Source organism: Rheinheimera pacifica (assembly GCF_024809855.1).
Taxonomy (GTDB): Bacteria; Pseudomonadota; Gammaproteobacteria; order Enterobacterales; family Alteromonadaceae; genus Alishewanella; species Alishewanella pacifica_A.
This window is the reverse complement of sequence record NZ_JANUEM010000004.1, coordinates 135,504-154,104: the sequence shown is the minus strand read 5'-3', so window position 1 is coordinate 154,104 and position 18,601 is coordinate 135,504. Positions and strand designations below refer to the sequence as shown.

Here is an 18,601-nt window from a genome sequence, read left to right as displayed (position 1 = left end):
GCTTATTCAGCCAGCGGTACTACATCTACCGCTACGCTAAGCTGATGCCCGCCATTGCCGTGCAGTATACCTTTTAGCGGTACTACATCGGCGTAATCGCGGCCCCAGGCCAGTGTCAGGTGTTGCTCGTCGGCCAGAATATTATTGGTTGGATCAAAGTCTATCCAGCCCAGCGTGGGCTCAAATACGGCAAACCAGGCATGTGAGGCATCGGCACCGACTAAGCGCGGTTGCCCCTCCGGCGGCCGGGTTTGCAGATAGCCACTAACGTAACGTGCCGGTATACCCACACTGCGCAGGCAACTGATTGCCAGTTGGGCAAAATCCTGACAGACGCCTCTTTTATGCGCTAACACTTCAGATAAGGGCGTCACTACCGTGCTGAATTCCGGATCGTACTTAAACTCGGTAAATATCAGTTGGTTCAGGGCCTGTGCCAGTTGCAGTATATTCTGGCCCGGTTGCATTAATGGCATGATTACCGACTTAGCAGCGGGCAGCAGTGGGATCATCCGGCTGGCATGCTGACACAACAAAGCGTCCAGGGTTATTGCATCGGTATGCTGGCGCAAGTGGGCAAAAAGCCCGCTGCTGTCGGTGGCATCGCGTATTTTTAAAACATTGTGCCGCGGCATAACCTGCAGTGTGCTGCGGGAGGTTACGCTGAGTTGTTTGTGTGGTGGCTGTACATGAATAAAGTGTTGGGTATTGCCAAAGCTGTCGCTGCGTTGCTGTATCAATGACGGTGCCGGGTTTACGCTTACACTGCTGTATTCTACCTGTTGGTACGGCAACTGACGGGGGGTTAACCAGGCCAGGTTGTAGCTGTTAGCCACTGGCTGGGCGTAACGGTATTCGGTTTGGTGGATCAGCTGATATTTCATTAAAAACTCTGCCACTGGCTGCTTAAATCAGCATGATTAAAGTAAGACAAGGTTACACTGTCTGACAGCTGGCGCAGCGTTTGTTGCAGTTGGTGCAACTGTAAACTCAGGCCGGGCAGGGCATGCTGCTGTGCGTCAAACAGCTGTTGCAGGTCAATTTGTTGTAGTAGTGTCACCAGTTCCATCGCCAGGCGCTGCTCACGACTCAGCTTGTTGTCATTATGCAGCGCCGGTAGCTTTTCAGTCTGGCGCAGTAAACGGGCACACTGATAGCTGACTGAACGCGGCGTGCTGTCGTCCAGTAGCAGCAAGTCCATAATGGCTAACGGGTGTAGCTCTGTATGGTAACGCCGCCGGTAGGTCATTAATGTATCGGCCAGGCGCAGCAGGGCTTCCATCAACTCATCGGTTGGTGGTGTGTTGGCAAACACCGCCTGCAGCAGGCTACAGCTTTGCTGGGCCCGTTCTAAATGTTGCCCGAGATCCATAAAGCGCAGTGTTTGGGTACGGCTCATGGTTTCGTTGTTCAGGCCGTAGATAGCGGTTTGTAGCAGGACTATTTCGTCCAGCGTACGCAGCAAGGTTGCCGGTTGTTGCCACTGCGGCTGTGTCGGCCACCGGTAGATAGCATTTTGCAGTTTATCCAGTACATACCAGGTATCTTCACCAAAGTATTCGCGAACCGACTGGGCGTTGTACAGCAGGTTTTTCATTATTCCCACTACGCCGGTGGGGTTGTCTGCGCTGAACAGTTGATCCAGTGCCGGTTGCAGGCCCGGTAAAGCGTATCCGGCGCTGTCGTCCGAGCTGCTGTTGGCGTGTAAACAAAAACTCAGCAGGCAGCGCGCATCCTGCCGGGTGTTATCGCCGGTATTATTGTTATTTAGTAGTGTCAGTGCGGCACGCAGGGCACGGCAAATCAGGTTAAGTCGCTCATTATAACGGCCCAGCCAGAACAAATGGTCGGCCACCCGGCTGGGTAATAAACCGGATTGACGCGACAACGTAACCTGGTGTTTGGCACTTTTTAGCAAGCTGACTGCCTGAGCTTTATTGGCCAGCACCCACACGTCTTTGGCGGTAAAGCCTGCGCTGAAACCGGCTCTGTCAGCATGTTGCAGCTTATGGCTGTCTGTACTTACCCGGCCAAGCGCGCCTGGCATCACTGTAACTTCAGCCTGGCCGACGTCGCGATCAGTCAGCAGGCTGAAAACACGCAGTGCGCCTGAGCGTGGCTGTAATTCGCCGTTTTTATCGCAACAGGGCAACTGGCTTAACGGCAGCAACTGGCGGGCAATATAGGCGGCGGGTTGCCGGGCTACCTGTTGCCATAAGGCTGTCTGCTCAGTTGCTGTCAGCCCGGCCAACTGCCATTGTTGTGCGCTTAGCAGGTGCTGCAGGCAATAGTTGTGGCTGTCGCTTTGTATCTGGGCCAACTGGCTGGCGTTACCGCACCACAGTGCCGGTACGGTTGGTAGCAATAAGGGTTGCTGCAGCAAAAATTCACAGCACTGCGCTAAAAACGGCAGTAACGCGCCGGAGTCGAGCAGGGCACTGCCGGGTGGGTTAACACATAATAACTGCTTTTGCCGGATACTCTGCAATAAGCCGGCGCTGCCACTGCTGCCGGGCTCTAACTCCAGCGGATCACAGCTGTTGTCCGGTAAGTAGCGCAGCAGGCTTTGCAGTGGCTGCAGGCCACTGAGGGTTTTTAGCCATAGCCTGCTGTCTTTAAACATCAGATCTGCACCCTGTACCAGCGCAATATCAAGATAGTTGGCTAAAAAGGCATGCTCAAAATAAGCTGCGTCACGCTGGTTGTGGGTGAGTAAGCCAGCCAGTTTATGCTCGCTGCCATTGCCGTGGCCATGTTGCAGCAACTGTTGCATCTGACGGAAAAAACCTGCCAGCTGGCTTTTTTTAACCTCTGAGTTGAGCTCAGTGGTGGTGTTGTTAAATGCCAGCCGGTGTTCCAGCACATAACCTAAACCGGCCGGTAGCTGGGTATTGTCGCTGTAGGCACAGAACTGGCCGTTGCTGTTACGGCCTATATCGGTGGCCAGCATTGGCAGCCAGGTGGCTGTATCAAGTAAACCGGAGCAGGGCAGCAGGTAGTCTTTATTTAAAAAAATCACATCAGGCGGAATGATCTGTTGCTGTAACAACTGCTGCGGGCCGTATAAATCGTGCAGAATGGCATTTAACAACTGATGGCGCTGGGCAATACCAGCTTCAAGTTGCTGCCACTGGGTTTCACTAATCAGCCAGGGCATTAAATCCAGCTGGCGCTGTTGCTGGTGCCAGGGATCGAAGGTTGCACCGTTTTCCCGCAACTGGTGCTGTAATTCGTTATACAGCTGTTGCAGGCGTTGTGCCGGTTGGCGCTGCCACCAAAACAGTAACTGGCGCCATTGCGGCAAGTCATGCCAGTGTTGTTGCTCGTGGATTGGCTGTGGCATAACGCTCACTTATATACTGCTCCTGTGCGGGTTAATCAGGCCGAAAGCTGGGCTCTGCCAGGATTTTCTGCCGGGGTAGCAATGACTTTATGCAGGTTAATAATACCGGCCTGAATATGATCAATCAGCTGATGCAACTGCTCTGTCGATAACTCGGTTAGTGGCTCTGTTTTAAGCAGGGCCTGCAGCTGATGCACCTGTTGCAAAATGCTGATGCTGTGCGGCAAGCCTTTGGCCGATGCAGCAACACGGTTTAAACAATAGGCGATAGAACGTGGAAAATCGGTGTAGGTCAGCAGATAATCAATGGCATCGACATCACCGCTTTGGTGCGCCAGATAATAATGGTACGACTCTATACCGCCAAGGGCATTCAGAATAGAGGTCCAGCGAAACTTAGGCCGTTTAATTTGCGTAGGTTGCAGCTGTTGTAGCACCATTACATCCATAATACGGGTTGTCATATCGGCGCGCTCTAAATGGCGGCCAATATTAAACAGGTCAAAGGCGTCGCTGCGCAGCATTACGCCATCCAGTACTCCTACCACCATCTGGCAGCGGCGGCTGACTTCAGTCATCAGGTTATAACGCTGCTGCCGCCCGCCTGGTTGCTGGCAGTGCTGCTGCAGAAATATATCGAGTTTATTCAGTTCTTCCCACATATCGCGCGGAATAAGCTGGCGGATAGTACGTGCATTGTACTTAAGCTGGCTGCAGGTGTGTCGTATTGATACCGTGCTGGCACTGTTGCTGATCAAGTGCGCCATAACAGCATATTCTATGCTGGCTTGCTCGGGTGTGGCGCCTGGTGGCAACTGATAGTTTGCCAGTGCGGTTTTGCTATCCAGCCCCATGACATCCAGTAAGACCGGCCAGCTGAACTGGGTGTCTTTATGGCTGTCAATCAACAGATGGCTGGTGGCGTTAACCAGCCGGGCGGTGTCGTCCAGCCGCTCCAGATAGCGGCCAAGCCAGAACATATTATCTACAGATTTCAGTAGCATGGTTTATACCTCATCATTGATAATCCAGGTGTCTTTACTGCCGCCACCCTGTGACGAATTTACCACCAGCGAGCCGCGTTTCAAGGCTACCCGGCTTAAACCGCCGGTAGTGCAGTACAGCTCTTTACCCTGCAGAATAAACGGCCGTAAATCCAGATGGCGTGGCTCCAGCGCACCATCGCACAGCGTAGGCGCGGTAGACAGGTTAAGCGTGGGCTGGGCAATAAAGTTACGCGGGTTGGCTTTAATGGCTTCGGCCATGTGCTGTTGCTCTGCCAGAGTAGAGCGCGGGCCAATTAAAATACCGTAACCACCTGATTCATTAGCCGGTTTTACTACCAGCTTGTCCAGGTTTGCCAGCACATAGCTTTTTTGCTTCGGGTCCAGACATAAAAAGGTTTCAACATTATCAATCAGCGGTGCTTCGCCCAGATAATACTGAATAATCTGTGGTACATAGGCGTAAATTACTTTGTCATCTGCCACACCAGAGCCGGGGGCGTTGGCAATAGATACATTACCTTTGGCCCAGGCTTTAATCAGGCCGGCAATGCCCAGCACTGAGTCGGGCCGAAATGCCAGAGGGTCAATAAAAACATCATCGACGCGGCGGTAAATTACATCAACCCGCTGTTTGCCGTGCAGTTTCTTTAAATAGACAATGTCATCTTCTACAAATAAATCGGTGTTCTCTACCAGCTCAATGCCGGTTTGCTGTGCCAGAAAGCTGTGTTCAAAATAGGCTGAGTTATAGATGCCCGGCGTTAGCAGCACTATGCAGGGGACATCGCTGTGGCGCGGCGACAGAGAGGCCAGCATACGCCACAGCTGGTGTGGGTAATCGTCTACCGGATAAATGGTTGATTCAGCAAACAGCTCCGGAAACACCCGTTTCATTACGGTACGGTTTTCCAGCATGTAAGACACACCGGACGGCACCCGCAGGTTATCTTCCAGCACCAGAAAGCGGCCATGGTCATCACGAACTAAATCGGTGCCGCAAATATTAGCCCACACGCCAAAACGGGGCGAAATGCCCTGACATGGTGCAAGGTAATTACGCGATTGCAGTACTAAATCGGCCGGTATTACACCGTCTTTCAGGATGCTTTGTTTGTTGTATAAGTCGTCAATAAACAGGTTTAGTGCGGTTAAACGCTGTTTTAACCCCGTGCTGGTGTTCTGCCATTCGGTGCTGGGTATGGTGCGCGGCATAACATCCAGCGGCCAGGCCCGGTCAATATTATCGCCGTCGCTGTATAGCGTAAAGCATACGCCCATATCGCTAATGGTTTGATTTAACTGATCTTGTCGTTGGCACAGTTCAGTGGCACCATGTTTATCAATAAAGCGGGCAATGGCGGCAGCCACCGGCCTGATGCTGCCATCGCTGCTAACCAGCTCATCAAAACAGTTTTCGGTTAACGGGTAACCACCGCGGGTAAAGCTTTTTACACTCATCAGCCACTCCTTGCACCGCACAGCAGACAGAATGCTGCTTATAACAGATACAGAGCAAAGGTTATGCCACTGCATGATCCGGTTAAAAAGTGCAGAAAAAAGCCCCGCTGGTTTGTACCGGCGGGGCTTGTGGCTTTTTAAATTGTACTACCTTGGGTTAACGGCTCAAAACAAAGGTTCAGGCCAGTAACGAACTTAAACTGCTAAAACCCTGGCGTATGGTTTCAATTTTGTTGTCTGTATGATCGCGTTCAACATAGGCATGCTTTAAACCGGCCTGGCTGGCTTTGGCAAAAATAGGTTTAAAATCAATAACGCCTTTGCCTACGTCAGCGAAGTCGCCGTTGCTGTCCATATCTTTAACATGCCACAGCGGAAAACGGCCCGGGTGCTTAGCAATATAATCCAGCGGGTTTAGCCCGGCTTTAATCACCCAGTATAAATCCAGCTCCATTTGCACCAGCTTGCTGTCGGTTTCATTCAGCAGCACATCGTAAGGCATAGCACCGGATAACTGAATAAATTCAAACTCATGATTATGATAAGCCAGTTGCAGCCCGGCGGCTTTTATACGCTCGCCTGCCTGGTTCAGAAACTCTGCCAGGGCTTTGTATTGATCTAATGTTTGCCGCTGTTCTTCATGCAGATAAGGCAATACCAGATACTGGTGGCCCATTACCAAGGCTTGCTCTATCACGCCATCCAGGTTTTGTTGCAGTGCTTCTAACGGCTGATGACATGACGGTGCGCTCAGGCCCTCACTGTCAATAATATTTTTTAGCTGCTTTGCCGTCTGGTCAAAATAACCGGCAAATTCAACCTCGGTATAACCGACACCGGCCACCAGCTTTAACGTATCGGCAACACTTTGTGCCATCAGATCGCGTAGCGTATACAGCTGCAAACCTGGTACAACTTTAGTGGCTGGGGTTGTGGCTGCTAACGGCAACGACGTTAAACCTGTCATACCTAAACCGGCAACACCTAAACCCAGGGCGCCGAGTTGCAAAAATTGTCGTCTTTGCTTATCCGGCAGTTCCGGTTGTTGCCTAACGGTCGAATTGTCGTATGACATCAGATACTCCTGCTCTGGTTAACGTCAGCCTGAACCTGCCGGAGCAGGGCCTGTGCTGTCGCGCTGAATAAGATCAAAAGGTAAAATAACTTTAGGCGCTTTACCCAAACGGCCGTCAAGTAAATCAATTAACAGGCTTACAGCCGTGCTGCCAAACTCTTCTGCAGGCTGGGCTATCGTCGTTAGCGGAGGGTCGCTGAAAGCTGCAAAAGAAATATCATCAAAACCTGCTACCGAAACATCGCCGGGCACACTCAGCCCTGCCTGTTTGATGCCCTGTATTGCGCCTATCGCCATTTCATCGTTTTCACAAAATATCGCGGTAGGGGGCTTGGCTAAAGCCAATAATTCGCTAGCGGCTTTATGGCCTGATTGCAAAGTAAAATCGCCCGGATATAACAGGCTTTCATCAAACTCGACGCCGGCGGCGTCTAATGCATCACGGTATCCGGCTACCCGGTCGCGGGTAAGCGGGCTGCGCGCCGGGCCTTTAATCATCGCAATACGTTTGTGGCCCAGTTGCAGTAAATGTTCCGTCATCGCGCAGGCGGCTGAGCGGTTATCTAACAGCACGGTAGGGCAGGCTATACGGTCCAGCACTTCACAGGCATTTACCATAGGCAGTACGCTGCCGGTTTTCATTTCCAGCTGGGCAAAAGGGTTGTGCGCCCGTAACTGAATTAAACCATCGGCCTGTGAGGTATGTACCATACGGGCATAGCTTTGCTCCATGGCTTCATCTGCCAGAGTGTTGCATAACAATAATGAATAACCTTTGTCATGTGCAGCTTGCTGCATGCCGCTGATCACCCGGGCAAAAAATACGTTGGCAACAGTGGGCACCAGCACCACCAGATTACGGGTTTTACCAGAGCGAAAGCGTACTGCCATCAGGTTAGGTTTGTAACCCAGCTGCTTTACGGCAGACAGCACTTTAGTGCGGGTTTTTAATGACACTAAATCAGGTTGCTGCAAAGCACGGGACACTGTGGCCACCGACACTCCAGCCAATTGTGCTACATCACGAATATTGGACATGGATAATTTTTCATCTTATTAATGTATCCCGGATCTTATCTGGATATTCAACGGTGTGCACCTACCCCTTTAGGGGCGCTTGTCAGCTTATATTAATGTAACCGATATCATTTATAAGGTAATTTGTTACAAAAGTGAAGCTGATACCGGTAAAAAAATGGCCAACTGTTTTAGTGCTTTTGCTCTTTTTTGGTAGGGGCTTTTGCGGTGTTGCGCAATTAAAGTGCAGTTTTTGCGGTGAATAACAGATTTTATATTGACGCAGTAAAATGTAATCCGTTACATTTTGCTGGTGCTTTAGTTTTGCACTAAGGTCAGTTTCTGATCAGCGCCTTTAAAAATCAGCCAAGCCGCGTTAAGCAGAGGATCAGCGCCATGAAACAGCAATTAGCCCGCCGCGAACTGTTAAAACAACTGGCCACCGGTGCACTCGGCGCTTCGGTATTGGCTTCAGGTGTGTTGTTAAGCAGTGCGGTGCAGGCTGCGCCGGTTAGCGGCACACTTAAAGGCAATATCCGCCATTCGGTCAGCCGCTGGACATACGGTGATTTATCAATAGAAGAGCTGTGTCTGCTGGTTAAATCGTTAGGCTTTACTGCAATAGATTTAGTCGGGCCGCAAGATTGGCCGGTATTAAAAAAGCATGGCGTTGACAGCTCTATGTGTAACGGGGCAGAGCTGAATCTGGAAGATGGCTGGTCAGATCCAAAATTTCATCCTCAGCTAACAGAGCGTTACTTAAAGCATATAGATTTAGTGGCAGAGGCAGGTTACAAAAACTTGATCTGTTTTAGCGGCAATGCCCGCGGCATGGACAGAGAAACCGCATTACAACATGCGGTGCAGGGGTTAAAACAAATACTGCCACAGGCAGAAAAACGCGGCGTGGTGCTGCAAATGGAGCTGTTTAACAGCAAGGTGGATCATCCGGATTATCTGGCAGACAGCTCAGCCTGGGCTATTGAACTGTGTAAACGGCTAAACTCAGATAATTTTAAGCTGTTGTACGACATCTATCATATGCAAATCATGGAAGGTGACATTATCCGTACCATTAACAATAACCATCAGTATTTTGGCCACTATCACACTGCGGGCGTACCGGGGCGCCATGAAATTGATGATACGCAGGAACTGAACTATGCCGCCATAGCTAAAGCAATCCGTGACACCGGCTTTACCGGCTACCTGGCGCAGGAATTTATACCCACAGCAAAAACCAAAGCCGGCAGAGTACAGTCGCTGGCCCAGGCTATTGCTATTTGTGATGTTTAAACCGGGACAAAACGGCCAGACCGTTTTACTAATTATAATGAAAATAGTACTTTGTCTCTGACGTAAATCAGGGGATGAGGTTTCAACAGGGGGCAACAGCATGACAGTTGCGCAAAATTATTACGACGCCATAGTGGTTGGCTCCGGTATCAGCGGCGGCTGGGCCGCCAAAGAGCTGACCGAAAAAGGCCTGAAAGTATTATTATTGGAACGCGGCCGCGATATTGAGCATATTAAAGGTTACACCAACGCCCATAAAGAAGCGTGGGACTTTCCGCACCGCGACAGACCAACAGAGAAAATGAAAGCCCTGCACCCGGTGCTGAAGCGGGATTATCCGTTAAATGAAAGCACCTACGGCATGTGGGCCAGCGATCAGGATTCGCCCTATGTCGAAATAAAACGTTTTGACTGGTTTCGTGGCTACCATATGGGCGGGCGCTCGTTGTTGTGGGGGCGCCAGAGCTACCGTTTAAACGAAGTGGATTTTGAAGCTAATTTACGCGAAGGCATATCGGTAGACTGGCCAATCCGCTATGCCGACATCGCCCCCTGGTACGACTACGTTGAACGTTTTGCCGGTATCTCCGGTAACCGCGATGGCCTGGATGTATTGCCAGACGGCCAGTATCTGCCGGCTTTTCCGCTTAATATAGTAGAGCAATCGGTAGCAGAACGGCTGAAAAAAGCTTTTGATGGCAACCGGCATTTGATCTGTGGCCGTACCGCTAATATTTCACAGCCCAAACCGGAACAAAACCGGGTTAATTGCCAGTACCGCAATAAATGCTGGCTGGGTTGCCCGTTTGGCGCTTACTTCAGTACTCAGTCATCTACATTGCCTGTAGCGCTGAAAACCGGCAATTTAACCGTGCGGCCGTTCTCTATTGTTACCCGGGTGCTATACGACAAAGATAAAAAACGCGCCCGTGGTGTTGAGGTGCTGGACAGCGAAACCAATCAAACCTATGAATTTACCAGTAAAATTGTATTTTTAAATGCATCTGCGTTTAACTCTACCTGGGTGCTGATGAATTCTGCCACCGATATCTGGCAAGATGGCCTGGGCAGCAGCAGCGGTGAGCTGGGGCACAATGTGATGGACCACCACTTAAACGCCGGGGCTTATGGCGAAATAGAAGGCTTTGACGACAAATACTATTTTGGCCGTCGTCCTACCGGTTTTTATATTCCACGTTTTCGTAACTGGGGCGGCGATAAACGTGATTATTTGCGCGGTTTTGGTTATCAGGGCGCGGCCAGCCGCCAGGGTTGGCAACGAAACGTTGCTGAGGTAGGCATTGGTGCCGATTTAAAAAACGCATTGGCAGAGCCGGGCCCCTGGACTATTGGCATGAGTGGTTTTGGTGAAATTTTACCGGATCACAGCAATAAAATTTCATTAGACCGCTCCGTTAAAGATAAATGGGGTTTACCGGTACTGGCGATGGACGCAGAGCTTAAAGCCAACGAAATTAACATGCGTAAAGATATGATGCAGGACGCTATTGATATTCTTGAAGCGGGCGGAGCTAAAAACGTCAGAGGCTTTAACGGAGAATGCCATCCGGGTAAGGGGATCCATGAAATGGGCACCGCCCGTATGGGGCGCGACCCAAAAACCTCTGTGCTGAATGGCTTTAATCAGGTATGGGATGCGCCTAACGTATTTATCACTGATGGTGCCTGTATGACGTCAGCCTCCTGTGTCAATCCGTCGTTAACCTATATGGCACTAACGGCCCGTGCAGCGGCTTATGCCGTAGACGCGCTGAAAAAAGGAGAGCTGTAATATGGACAGGCGTGATCTGTTAAAAATGATTGCAGCCGCTACCGGCATGGCGATGGTAGGTGGTAATTTATGGGCGGCCGGGGCAAAATCAGCCGATGCTGGTGCAGCACTGTTTACAGCGGCTGATATTGCTTTTATGGATGAAATTGCCGAAACCATTTTGCCCAAAACCACTACGCCCGGCGCTAAAGATGCAACTTGTGGTGCCATGATGGCAGTGATGGTAGCAGATTGCTACGAGCTGAAATACCAGACGGTATTTTTTGATGGCTTAAAAACAATAAAAAATTTGGCAAAACAGCAGTTTGGCAAAGACTTTATGCAGCTGAGCGCTGCGCAAAAACATCAGTTACTGTCAGCGCTGGATCAGCAGGCAAAGCAAAGTATAAATAACCCGTTACCGCACTATTTTACCCTGATAAAACAGCTGACGTTAATGGTGTTTTTCACCTCGAAAGTAGGGGCTACAGAAGTACTGCGCTATGTTGCCATTCCGGGCCGTTACGATGGTAATTTGCCGTATAAAAAAGGCGATCGTGCCTGGGCAACCTGAGCTATTCCTTTGTATGTTTACAGGCGGCTGTGGCCGCCTTTTTTAAGGTGTTAATGATGAATTATTTACTGTTCGGTGCAGCGTTAGCTTTAACCACAACTGCTATTGCAGACACAGATCTCAGCAAGCTCACTGATGCGCAGCGCCATGCACTGGCGGCTAAAACCGAAGTTTGGGCACCGGTACCGCCCGTTGTTACCGCAGCCGAAGGCCAGGCACCGTCTGATGCAATACAGTTGTTGGATCAAGACTTATCGCAGTGGCAATCGGTTAATACCGGTGCTAAAGCACAGTGGGCTATGGCAGACGGTGTATTAACGGTTAAACCGGGTACCGGCGACATCCGCACTAAAGCCGCGTTCTGTGATATTCAGTTACACCTGGAATGGCGGGTTGGCAATGACCGGATGGATAAAGAAGGCCAGCTGCGTAACAACAGCGGCATTTTTTTGCAGGAAATGTATGAAATTCAGATTTTAGACTCCTACCAGAATAACACCTACCCGAATGGCCAGGCCGGTGCCGTATATAAACAAACTATACCGCTGGTTAATGCCACACGGCCAACAGGTGAGTGGCAGCATTACGATATTATTTACACCGCGCCACGCTTTGATGGTGAACAACGTGTATCGCCGGGCTATGTTACCGTGCTGCACAATGGCGTGTTAGTGCAAAACCATACCGAAATTAGCGGTACCACAGAATGGATAGGCCAGCCGCAGGTAAAAGCTCATGATTGCCTGCCACTGAAATTACAGGATCACGGTGATAACGTAAGTTTTCGTAATATCTGGCTGAGAAAGCTCTGACAAATTACCAACTTAGCTTTTAATTAAGCTGATAGCGCCAATAAAAAAGCCCCGCTGGTTTGCACCGCGGGGCTTTTTACAACCTGCTTACTGCTTAGTTTTTAGAAGCAGCAGCTTTCTTTTCTTTTTCTTTGGCGATAACAGCATCTGCTACGTTAGTCGGGCACGGTGAATAGTGCGAGAACTCCATAGAGAACTGACCACGGCCAGAAGTCATAGTACGCAGTGTAGAGATATAACCAAACATCTCAGACAGTGGTACATCACCTTTAATACGAACGCCTGTTACACCGGCTTCCTGGCCAGAGATCATGCCGCGACGACGGTTTAAGTCACCGATAACATCACCTACGTGATCTTCTGGTGTAAACACGTCAACTTTCATGATTGGCTCAAGCAGCTGTGCGCCAGCTTTTGGCATAGTTTGACGGAACGCGCCTTTAGCAGCGATTTCGAACGCGATAGCTGATGAGTCAACAGCGTGGAAACCACCGTCGAATACTTCAACTTCTACGTCTAATACCGGGAAGCCAGCCAGAGTACCGGTTGACATCATAGACTCGAAGCCTTTCTCGATAGCAGGCATAAACTCTTTTGGTACGCTACCACCAACAACGGTAGAGGTGAACTTGAAGCCTGAGTTTTGCTCGCCCGGACGAATGCGGTAGTCGATTTTACCGTACTGACCAGAACCACCAGATTGCTTCTTGTGGGTGTAGCTGTCTTCAACTTCACGGGTAATAGTTTCGCGGTAAGCAACCTGTGGCTGGCCTACAACTAATTCAACACCGTAAGTACGTTTTAAGATGTCTACTTTGATATCCAGGTGCAATTCACCCATACCTTTCAGGATGGTTTCACCTGAGTCCGGATCGGTTTCAACACGGAAAGTTGGATCTTCAGCAACCATTTTACCGATAGCGATACTCATTTTCTCTACTGAGCCTTTATCTTTAGGCGTAACAGAGATAGAGATTACCGGCTCCGGGAATACCATTGGTTCTAATGTACATGGGTTTTTCGGATCACACAGAGTGTGACCAGTCTGGGTGTTGTTTTTCAAGCCAACCAGCGCGATGATGTCACCAGCCTGAGCGGTAGTCAGGTCGGTACGGTCATTCGCGTGCATTTCAACCATACGGCCGATACGCTCGGTTTTGCCGGTGAACGAGTTCAGGATGGTGTCACCCTTGTTCAGTACACCAGAATAGATACGGATAAAGGTCAGGGCGCCGAAACGGTCATCCATGATTTTGAATGCTAACGCGCGGAATGGCTCATCAGCAGAAACGATAGCGCTCTGGCCGGTTTCGTTACCTTCTTCGTCAGTCAGTGGCTGAGGAATAACTTCAGTCGGGCTTGGCAGATAATCAACAACCGCATCCAGAACTAACTGCATACCTTTGTTTTTAAAGGCAGAACCACAGAATGTTGGGAAGAATGCCAGGTCACGGGTACCTTTGCGGATACAACGCTTGATATCTTCGATTGAAGGCTCTTCACCTTCCATGTACGCCATCAGCAGGTCGTCGTCTTGTTCAACTGCAGTTTCGATCAGTTGCTGACGGTACATTTCAACGTCATCGGCCATATCGGCAGGGATATCGGTAACAGTGTAGTTTTCTGGTAAGCCAGAATCATCCCACACATAGGCTTTTTGCGTTAACAGGTCTACCACACCTTTGAACGTGTCTTCACGGCCGATTGGTAACACCATGATCAGCGGGTTAGCACCCAGTACTTTTTTAACCTGTTCAGTAACGCGGATAAAGTCAGCACCGATACGGTCCAGCTTGTTAACGAAGATCAGACGTGATACTTCAGCGTCGTTAGCATAGCGCCAGTTGGTTTCTGATTGCGGCTCAACACCACCAGAACCACAGAATACACCGATACCGCCGTCTAATACTTTCAGTGAACGGTAAACTTCAACGGTGAAGTCAACGTGGCCAGGTGTATCGATAACGTTAAAGCGGTGACCTTTCCAGAAACAGCTTACCGCTGCTGACTGGATAGTAATACCACGCTCGGCTTCCTGTTCCATAAAGTCGGTAGTAGATTCACCTTCGTGAACTTCACCTAACTTATGGATCTTACCGGTCAGTTTCAGGATACGCTCGGTAGTAGTGGTTTTGCCGGCATCAACGTGGGCGAAGATACCAATGTTTCTATATAAGGATAAATCTGCTGACATAGTAATCTCAATAAGCTAGGGTTTGAAAATAGTGCGGTAATATACAGGATTTCAAAACGTTTTGCAGGAAAAAAAATGTGCACGGTGGCTAATTTTTTATCCACGCTGTCAAAGCAGCCATACAGCCGCTGCAAGCCAGTTTATTTATACCAGTTAGCTGCCAGTTAATGTTGCAGTGCGCACTAACGTTTGCTTAGTATCAGTTGTTTAGTATCAACTGCCAGCTATTAGCCGCTAAAAGGGCTTGCAGCGGCGCTAAAGCTTTATATCGCTATTCTCAGGTAGATTAACAATGAAAATTATTCCGGGCAGGCTGGATTCACCGGCAGTTATACAGTTATTACAGGGCCATTTAGACGATATGTACGCCACCTCGCCGCCAGAGAGTGTGCATGCGCTGGATATCAGCAAACTAAAAGCACCCGGCATCCGTTTTTGGGGCGCCTGGCAAGGCGAGGTGTTACTGGGTTGTGTCGCTCTTAAACAACACAGCAGCGATATGGCTGAAATAAAATCTATGCGCACCGCACCCGAAGCGCGGGGGCAGGGCATAGGCCGCGCTTTACTGCAGTTTTTGCTAACAGAGGCCAGCCAAAGCGGTATTAAACAGCTTTATCTGGAAACCGGCTCAATGGACTTTTTCCTGCCAGCCCGCACCTTGTACCAAAGCGCTGGCTTTACCTACTGCGGCCGCTTCGCCGATTACCCCGACGACCCGAATAGTATGTTTATGTGCAAAACGCTGGAATAAGGCTGCTACGCGGCTAAATAACACAGTGTAGTTGGTGAAGATACTAATTTTGATGCAAGCTTATGTTTTATCTGATGCTGGAGGCAATATGCGTACCACAGTAACCATTGACGATGAGTTATATCAGCAAGCGCTGGCTTTGGCTGAGCCGGGTACAGACAAAGCCGGGCTATTTCGTGAAGCGATTAAAACCTATATTCGCGTGCAGGCAGGCCGCAGACTAGCGGCACTCGGCGGTACAACACCAGATATGCCGATACCCAAGCGCCGTTTTAGCATAGAGTTTAAACAACATGATTGACAACACAGCCCCGGTACAACGCCAGTTGGACGCCTACAACGCTAAAGATCTCGCTGCTTTTGTCGCTTGTTATCACCCGGACATTGCCATTTACCGTATGCCAGCCACCGCACCTTCCTTAAAAGGCCGCGCTGCGCTGGAAGCATTTTACAAAGCCGAACGCTTTACCATAGCCGCGCTGCGCGCCGAGGTGCTGCAGCGCATGGTGGTGGGTAATAAGGTTATCGACCATGAAAAAGTATACGGCATAGCGGAACAGCCGTATGAGGTAGTAGTGGTGTACGACGTGCAAGATGGCTTGATAATAAATGCCTGGTTTTATCCGGTTGGGTGAATAGCGGCTAAAGCGGCAGGGGTGTTTCAAAAGCGGACTATAGGCTCTGCTTTCAGTGCTATTAAATAGCTTAAGTGAAAGTGATGTTTTGTGTTGTTATATACAGTGCTATTTGAAATATCAGGCATTTCAGGTCAGATATCCCGTTAACATTGCGCATAAGCTAATTGCCGTCTTTATTTACATGCTATAGATTAGGTACTTATGGCAGTGAGGCTTAGAAATATAACGCACGGCCTCCGAAATATAATACATGCTCGTTTTCCTGGAAGGTGAAAATACAAGTTTAATATTTGTAGTTGTTTTTCAGTGAATTATCAATTTATGTTTTCACTATAGGAATTGAGGGGACGAGCATGCTCAAGAATAAAATGTTAGCCATTAGGAAGAAAGTATGACTTGGACAGATACTTTTCAAATAATTACCGCAGCCTTGGGAGCGGTTGGTGGGGCTGCCCTAATTATTTTTGGTTTAAGCTCGTGGCTGGGTAAAGTTTGGGCAAATAGAATTTTAGAGCAAGATAAATTCAAATACTCGCAAGAGCTAGACGCATTAAGAGCTGCTACCCAGAACTTTCAAAGTTCACTTTCATTAACTAATGCAACATACTTTGAAACTAAAAAAGCTTTCGCTGAAAAGCGAGTTCAGGCTATAGCTGATGTATGGAAGACGTTTGTTGAATTTAGAGAGAAGTCACCTCCTGAAATAATTTGGTTAGATATTCTTGTTCAAAAAGAGTACGGCGAATTCTGTAGCAACCCAAAGTTTAAAGGTTTCGAGAATGGTACAGATCTCGGTGCTATTAGTGAGCTCATGCCCAAACAGCTAGATAACTTAAGACCCTTTATGGATGACATAACTTACCAGTTGTTTGGTATTTATACCGCTACAGTAGCTCGCCTCTGCTTTTACTTGAACAAGTGTTGCACTGGGAATGTTCCAGATCACGACTGGAGAAGTGATGAAGGCTTAGTCAGGATACTAAGTACAGGTTTGCCTGATGACGAATATCAGCGCTTTCAAAATGAGAAATGGTCTGTCCAAATTCTCCTAAATTTCCTTCAGTTTCGAATATCAAATCATTTGAAAAGTATTGCAACAGGTGCTGATTTGGCAAAGGAAGCAATGAATCATGCGATAGAGTTTAGTAAAAAAATAACAGCGATTCGTGACGATGAGATGCTAAAAAAGGCTAACAAAGCATTGCACCGGACAAGCGGGTGAATGCTGCGTTAGCCTATAAGCCAATCAGGCGTCTGAAAAATGAATTCTTATTCGTATTTACTAGATTTTTTTAGGTCTTTGAAAGAAGAAGAAAATAATTCCCTCAAAAAAACATTCGGGGGAGATTTCTCCAAATCAGGAAGCTTCCCCATCCTGACAGAGAAATACTTAGAAAATAATGAAGATTTATTCAATGAAATAATCCCTAAATTCGTAGTCGATCTAAGAGCAGGAAATGGAATTAATGACGCGATTCTAGAGGCTCAGAAAGAAGCAATAAAAAGTGATATAGATTTTCTGTACAAGAAATTAGAAGAATTCCCTGTGGCTTTTTATGAAACACAGATAAGCCACAATGAAAATAAACTATCAAAATTATCCATGGCATCGCTAGAAATGGAAGCAAACTCCATATTTGACGAAGTGGTGTCAAGAACTCTGCCGGCCAATCAAAATGCCACCTATCAAACAAAAGAAAATTACTTTTATGTTTTCTGTCTAAAAATTCTTTTTGATAGATTTAAGTTTGAAATTTCAAATTCAGAAAAATACAGCGTACCAACAAAAACAGAAAGCAAGATATATAAATACTACAAATCATTTGATGTTGATTTAAAAGAATCAGATAGGCAGTTTTTAAAGTATGACTTGCTTTCCATAGATGAGTCGGAACAGATAATTTCAGGTTTGCCGAGCCGCATATTTGACAAGAAAAATAATTCTCAATTTCTAATTGATATCTCGCAGATCATTCTTGGAGTTTTCGCCCATCTTATGAGCAGTAAGGCAATAAAGAGCATATCTTTTCTTGTGGAGTGCGAAGTCGTCTTCCAGACCGCAGAGAAATATTTCATTCTTTTGGGAAATGAACAGTCAAAATCGCCTTTGTGTTTAGCTGACTTTCTTTGCGATACGAGAGATCATCAGGCAACAAAAGAGGTCTTCAAAGAGGATGACGCCAAGAATATATTTCCACCTCACCAGTCAGCAGGTCGTTTCTTCGACAGAAACAACGACAGTGCATGGTATTTTATAGATCAGAATGAGATATATTTCGAAGAAGTTCTAGATAGCCCTGAGGTACTTGATGACTGCGCTGTGACCCAGTTAATTCATATTGAGTATTTTATGCGGGATGGTGAAGTATTTTTGTCTCACATGGATCATGAATATATTTTTTATTCATATGATGAGTTCGATAAAAGACAAAGGGATTTCACACAAAAGGGCAGCGCCAGAAAAAGAATTAAGACGTTCAAAATTGACAACTCAGAAATACCCTTAATAGCTGAAGGAAATGTTTTAGTTCTAAATACAATTTTGGAGCATACATTTAAAAAACCATATCTATTTAATGGTTTTTTCCGAGAAATAGTAGGAATGGCTAACAAGTCGTTCAAGCCGACGCCTAAAGGCGCGGCTTAACGCCAACGTTGAGGCTGT

The 18,601-nt window shown here is 48.1% G+C and carries 16 protein-coding genes; 9 read left to right on the top strand and 7 right to left on the bottom strand.

Annotated elements, in window-relative coordinates; translation table 11 throughout:
• Positions 1 to 2: 2 nt before the first annotated feature.
• The 6 genes from M2404_RS07890 to M2404_RS07865 form a co-directional block, all read right to left on the bottom strand.
• Positions 3 to 884, bottom strand: a complete 882-nt coding sequence (locus M2404_RS07890; RefSeq protein WP_259239180.1) for a transglutaminase family protein — start codon at positions 882 to 884, stop codon at positions 3 to 5.
• Entirely contained in the window at positions 884 to 3,343 is a 2,460-nt protein-coding gene (locus tag M2404_RS07885; RefSeq protein ID WP_259239320.1) for a circularly permuted type 2 ATP-grasp protein, read from the bottom strand. The genes M2404_RS07890 and M2404_RS07885 overlap by 1 nt, the downstream gene beginning before the upstream one ends.
• Before the next feature lie 35 nt (positions 3,344 to 3,378).
• The gene (locus M2404_RS07880; protein ID WP_259239179.1) at positions 3,379 to 4,347 is read right to left on the bottom strand and encodes an alpha-E domain-containing protein; all 969 of its coding nucleotides are present in this window, start codon (positions 4,345 to 4,347) and stop codon (positions 3,379 to 3,381) included.
• A 3-nt stretch (positions 4,348 to 4,350) separates the two neighbouring features.
• Positions 4,351 to 5,808 (bottom strand): circularly permuted type 2 ATP-grasp protein, encoded by a 1,458-nt coding sequence (locus M2404_RS07875; protein WP_259239178.1) that lies wholly within the window; start codon positions 5,806 to 5,808, stop codon positions 4,351 to 4,353.
• A gap of 178 nt (positions 5,809 to 5,986) precedes the next feature.
• Positions 5,987 to 6,883 (bottom strand): sugar phosphate isomerase/epimerase family protein, encoded by an 897-nt coding sequence (locus M2404_RS07870; protein ID WP_259239177.1) that lies wholly within the window; start codon positions 6,881 to 6,883, stop codon positions 5,987 to 5,989.
• 24 nt (positions 6,884 to 6,907) lie between these two features.
• Positions 6,908 to 7,921 (bottom strand): LacI family DNA-binding transcriptional regulator, encoded by a 1,014-nt coding sequence (locus tag M2404_RS07865; protein ID WP_259239176.1) that lies wholly within the window; start codon positions 7,919 to 7,921, stop codon positions 6,908 to 6,910.
• 375 nt (positions 7,922 to 8,296) lie between these two features.
• Between M2404_RS07865 and M2404_RS07860 the strand changes: the two genes are divergently transcribed.
• The 4 genes from M2404_RS07860 (at position 8,297) to M2404_RS07845 (ending at position 12,353) form a co-directional block, all read left to right on the top strand.
• A complete protein-coding gene (locus tag M2404_RS07860) occupies positions 8,297 to 9,196 on the top strand; it encodes a hydroxypyruvate isomerase family protein (protein ID WP_259239175.1) in 900 nt (299 codons plus the stop codon).
• A gap of 100 nt (positions 9,197 to 9,296) precedes the next feature.
• Positions 9,297 to 10,988: a GMC oxidoreductase gene (locus M2404_RS07855; protein WP_259239174.1), complete on the top strand. Its 1,692-nt coding sequence runs from the start codon at positions 9,297 to 9,299 to the stop codon at positions 10,986 to 10,988.
• 1 nt (position 10,989) lies between these two features.
• The gene (locus M2404_RS07850) at positions 10,990 to 11,541 is read left to right on the top strand and encodes a gluconate 2-dehydrogenase subunit 3 family protein (RefSeq protein ID WP_259239173.1); all 552 of its coding nucleotides are present in this window, start codon (positions 10,990 to 10,992) and stop codon (positions 11,539 to 11,541) included.
• A 53-nt stretch (positions 11,542 to 11,594) separates the two neighbouring features.
• Positions 11,595 to 12,353: a 3-keto-disaccharide hydrolase gene (locus M2404_RS07845; protein WP_259239172.1), complete on the top strand. Its 759-nt coding sequence runs from the start codon at positions 11,595 to 11,597 to the stop codon at positions 12,351 to 12,353.
• A gap of 94 nt (positions 12,354 to 12,447) precedes the next feature.
• Here the strand turns inward: M2404_RS07845 and fusA are convergent, their stop codons facing one another.
• Entirely contained in the window at positions 12,448 to 14,553 is a 2,106-nt protein-coding gene (fusA, locus tag M2404_RS07840) for an elongation factor G (RefSeq protein WP_405047778.1), read from the bottom strand.
• Between the two features lie 286 nt (positions 14,554 to 14,839).
• Here fusA and M2404_RS07835 point away from each other — a divergent pair, with 286 nt between their 5' ends.
• The 5 genes from M2404_RS07835 (at position 14,840) to M2404_RS07815 (ending at position 18,583) form a co-directional block, all read left to right on the top strand.
• Positions 14,840 to 15,298 carry a GNAT family N-acetyltransferase gene (locus M2404_RS07835; RefSeq protein ID WP_259239170.1) on the top strand — a complete coding sequence of 153 codons (459 nt, stop codon included), beginning with the start codon at positions 14,840 to 14,842 and terminating at the stop codon, positions 15,296 to 15,298.
• 88 nt (positions 15,299 to 15,386) lie between these two features.
• The gene (locus tag M2404_RS07830) at positions 15,387 to 15,599 is read left to right on the top strand and encodes a type II toxin-antitoxin system VapB family antitoxin (protein WP_215397426.1); all 213 of its coding nucleotides are present in this window, start codon (positions 15,387 to 15,389) and stop codon (positions 15,597 to 15,599) included.
• Positions 15,592 to 15,933: a nuclear transport factor 2 family protein gene (locus M2404_RS07825; RefSeq protein ID WP_259239169.1), complete on the top strand. Its 342-nt coding sequence runs from the start codon at positions 15,592 to 15,594 to the stop codon at positions 15,931 to 15,933. The genes M2404_RS07830 and M2404_RS07825 overlap by 8 nt, the downstream gene beginning before the upstream one ends.
• Before the next feature lie 394 nt (positions 15,934 to 16,327).
• On the top strand, positions 16,328 to 17,158 hold the full coding sequence (locus M2404_RS07820; RefSeq protein WP_259239168.1) for a hypothetical protein: 831 nt from the start codon (positions 16,328 to 16,330) through the stop codon (positions 17,156 to 17,158).
• 39 nt (positions 17,159 to 17,197) lie between these two features.
• Entirely contained in the window at positions 17,198 to 18,583 is a 1,386-nt protein-coding gene (locus M2404_RS07815) for a hypothetical protein (protein WP_259239167.1), read from the top strand.
• The last annotated feature ends 18 nt before the right edge of the window (positions 18,584 to 18,601 follow it).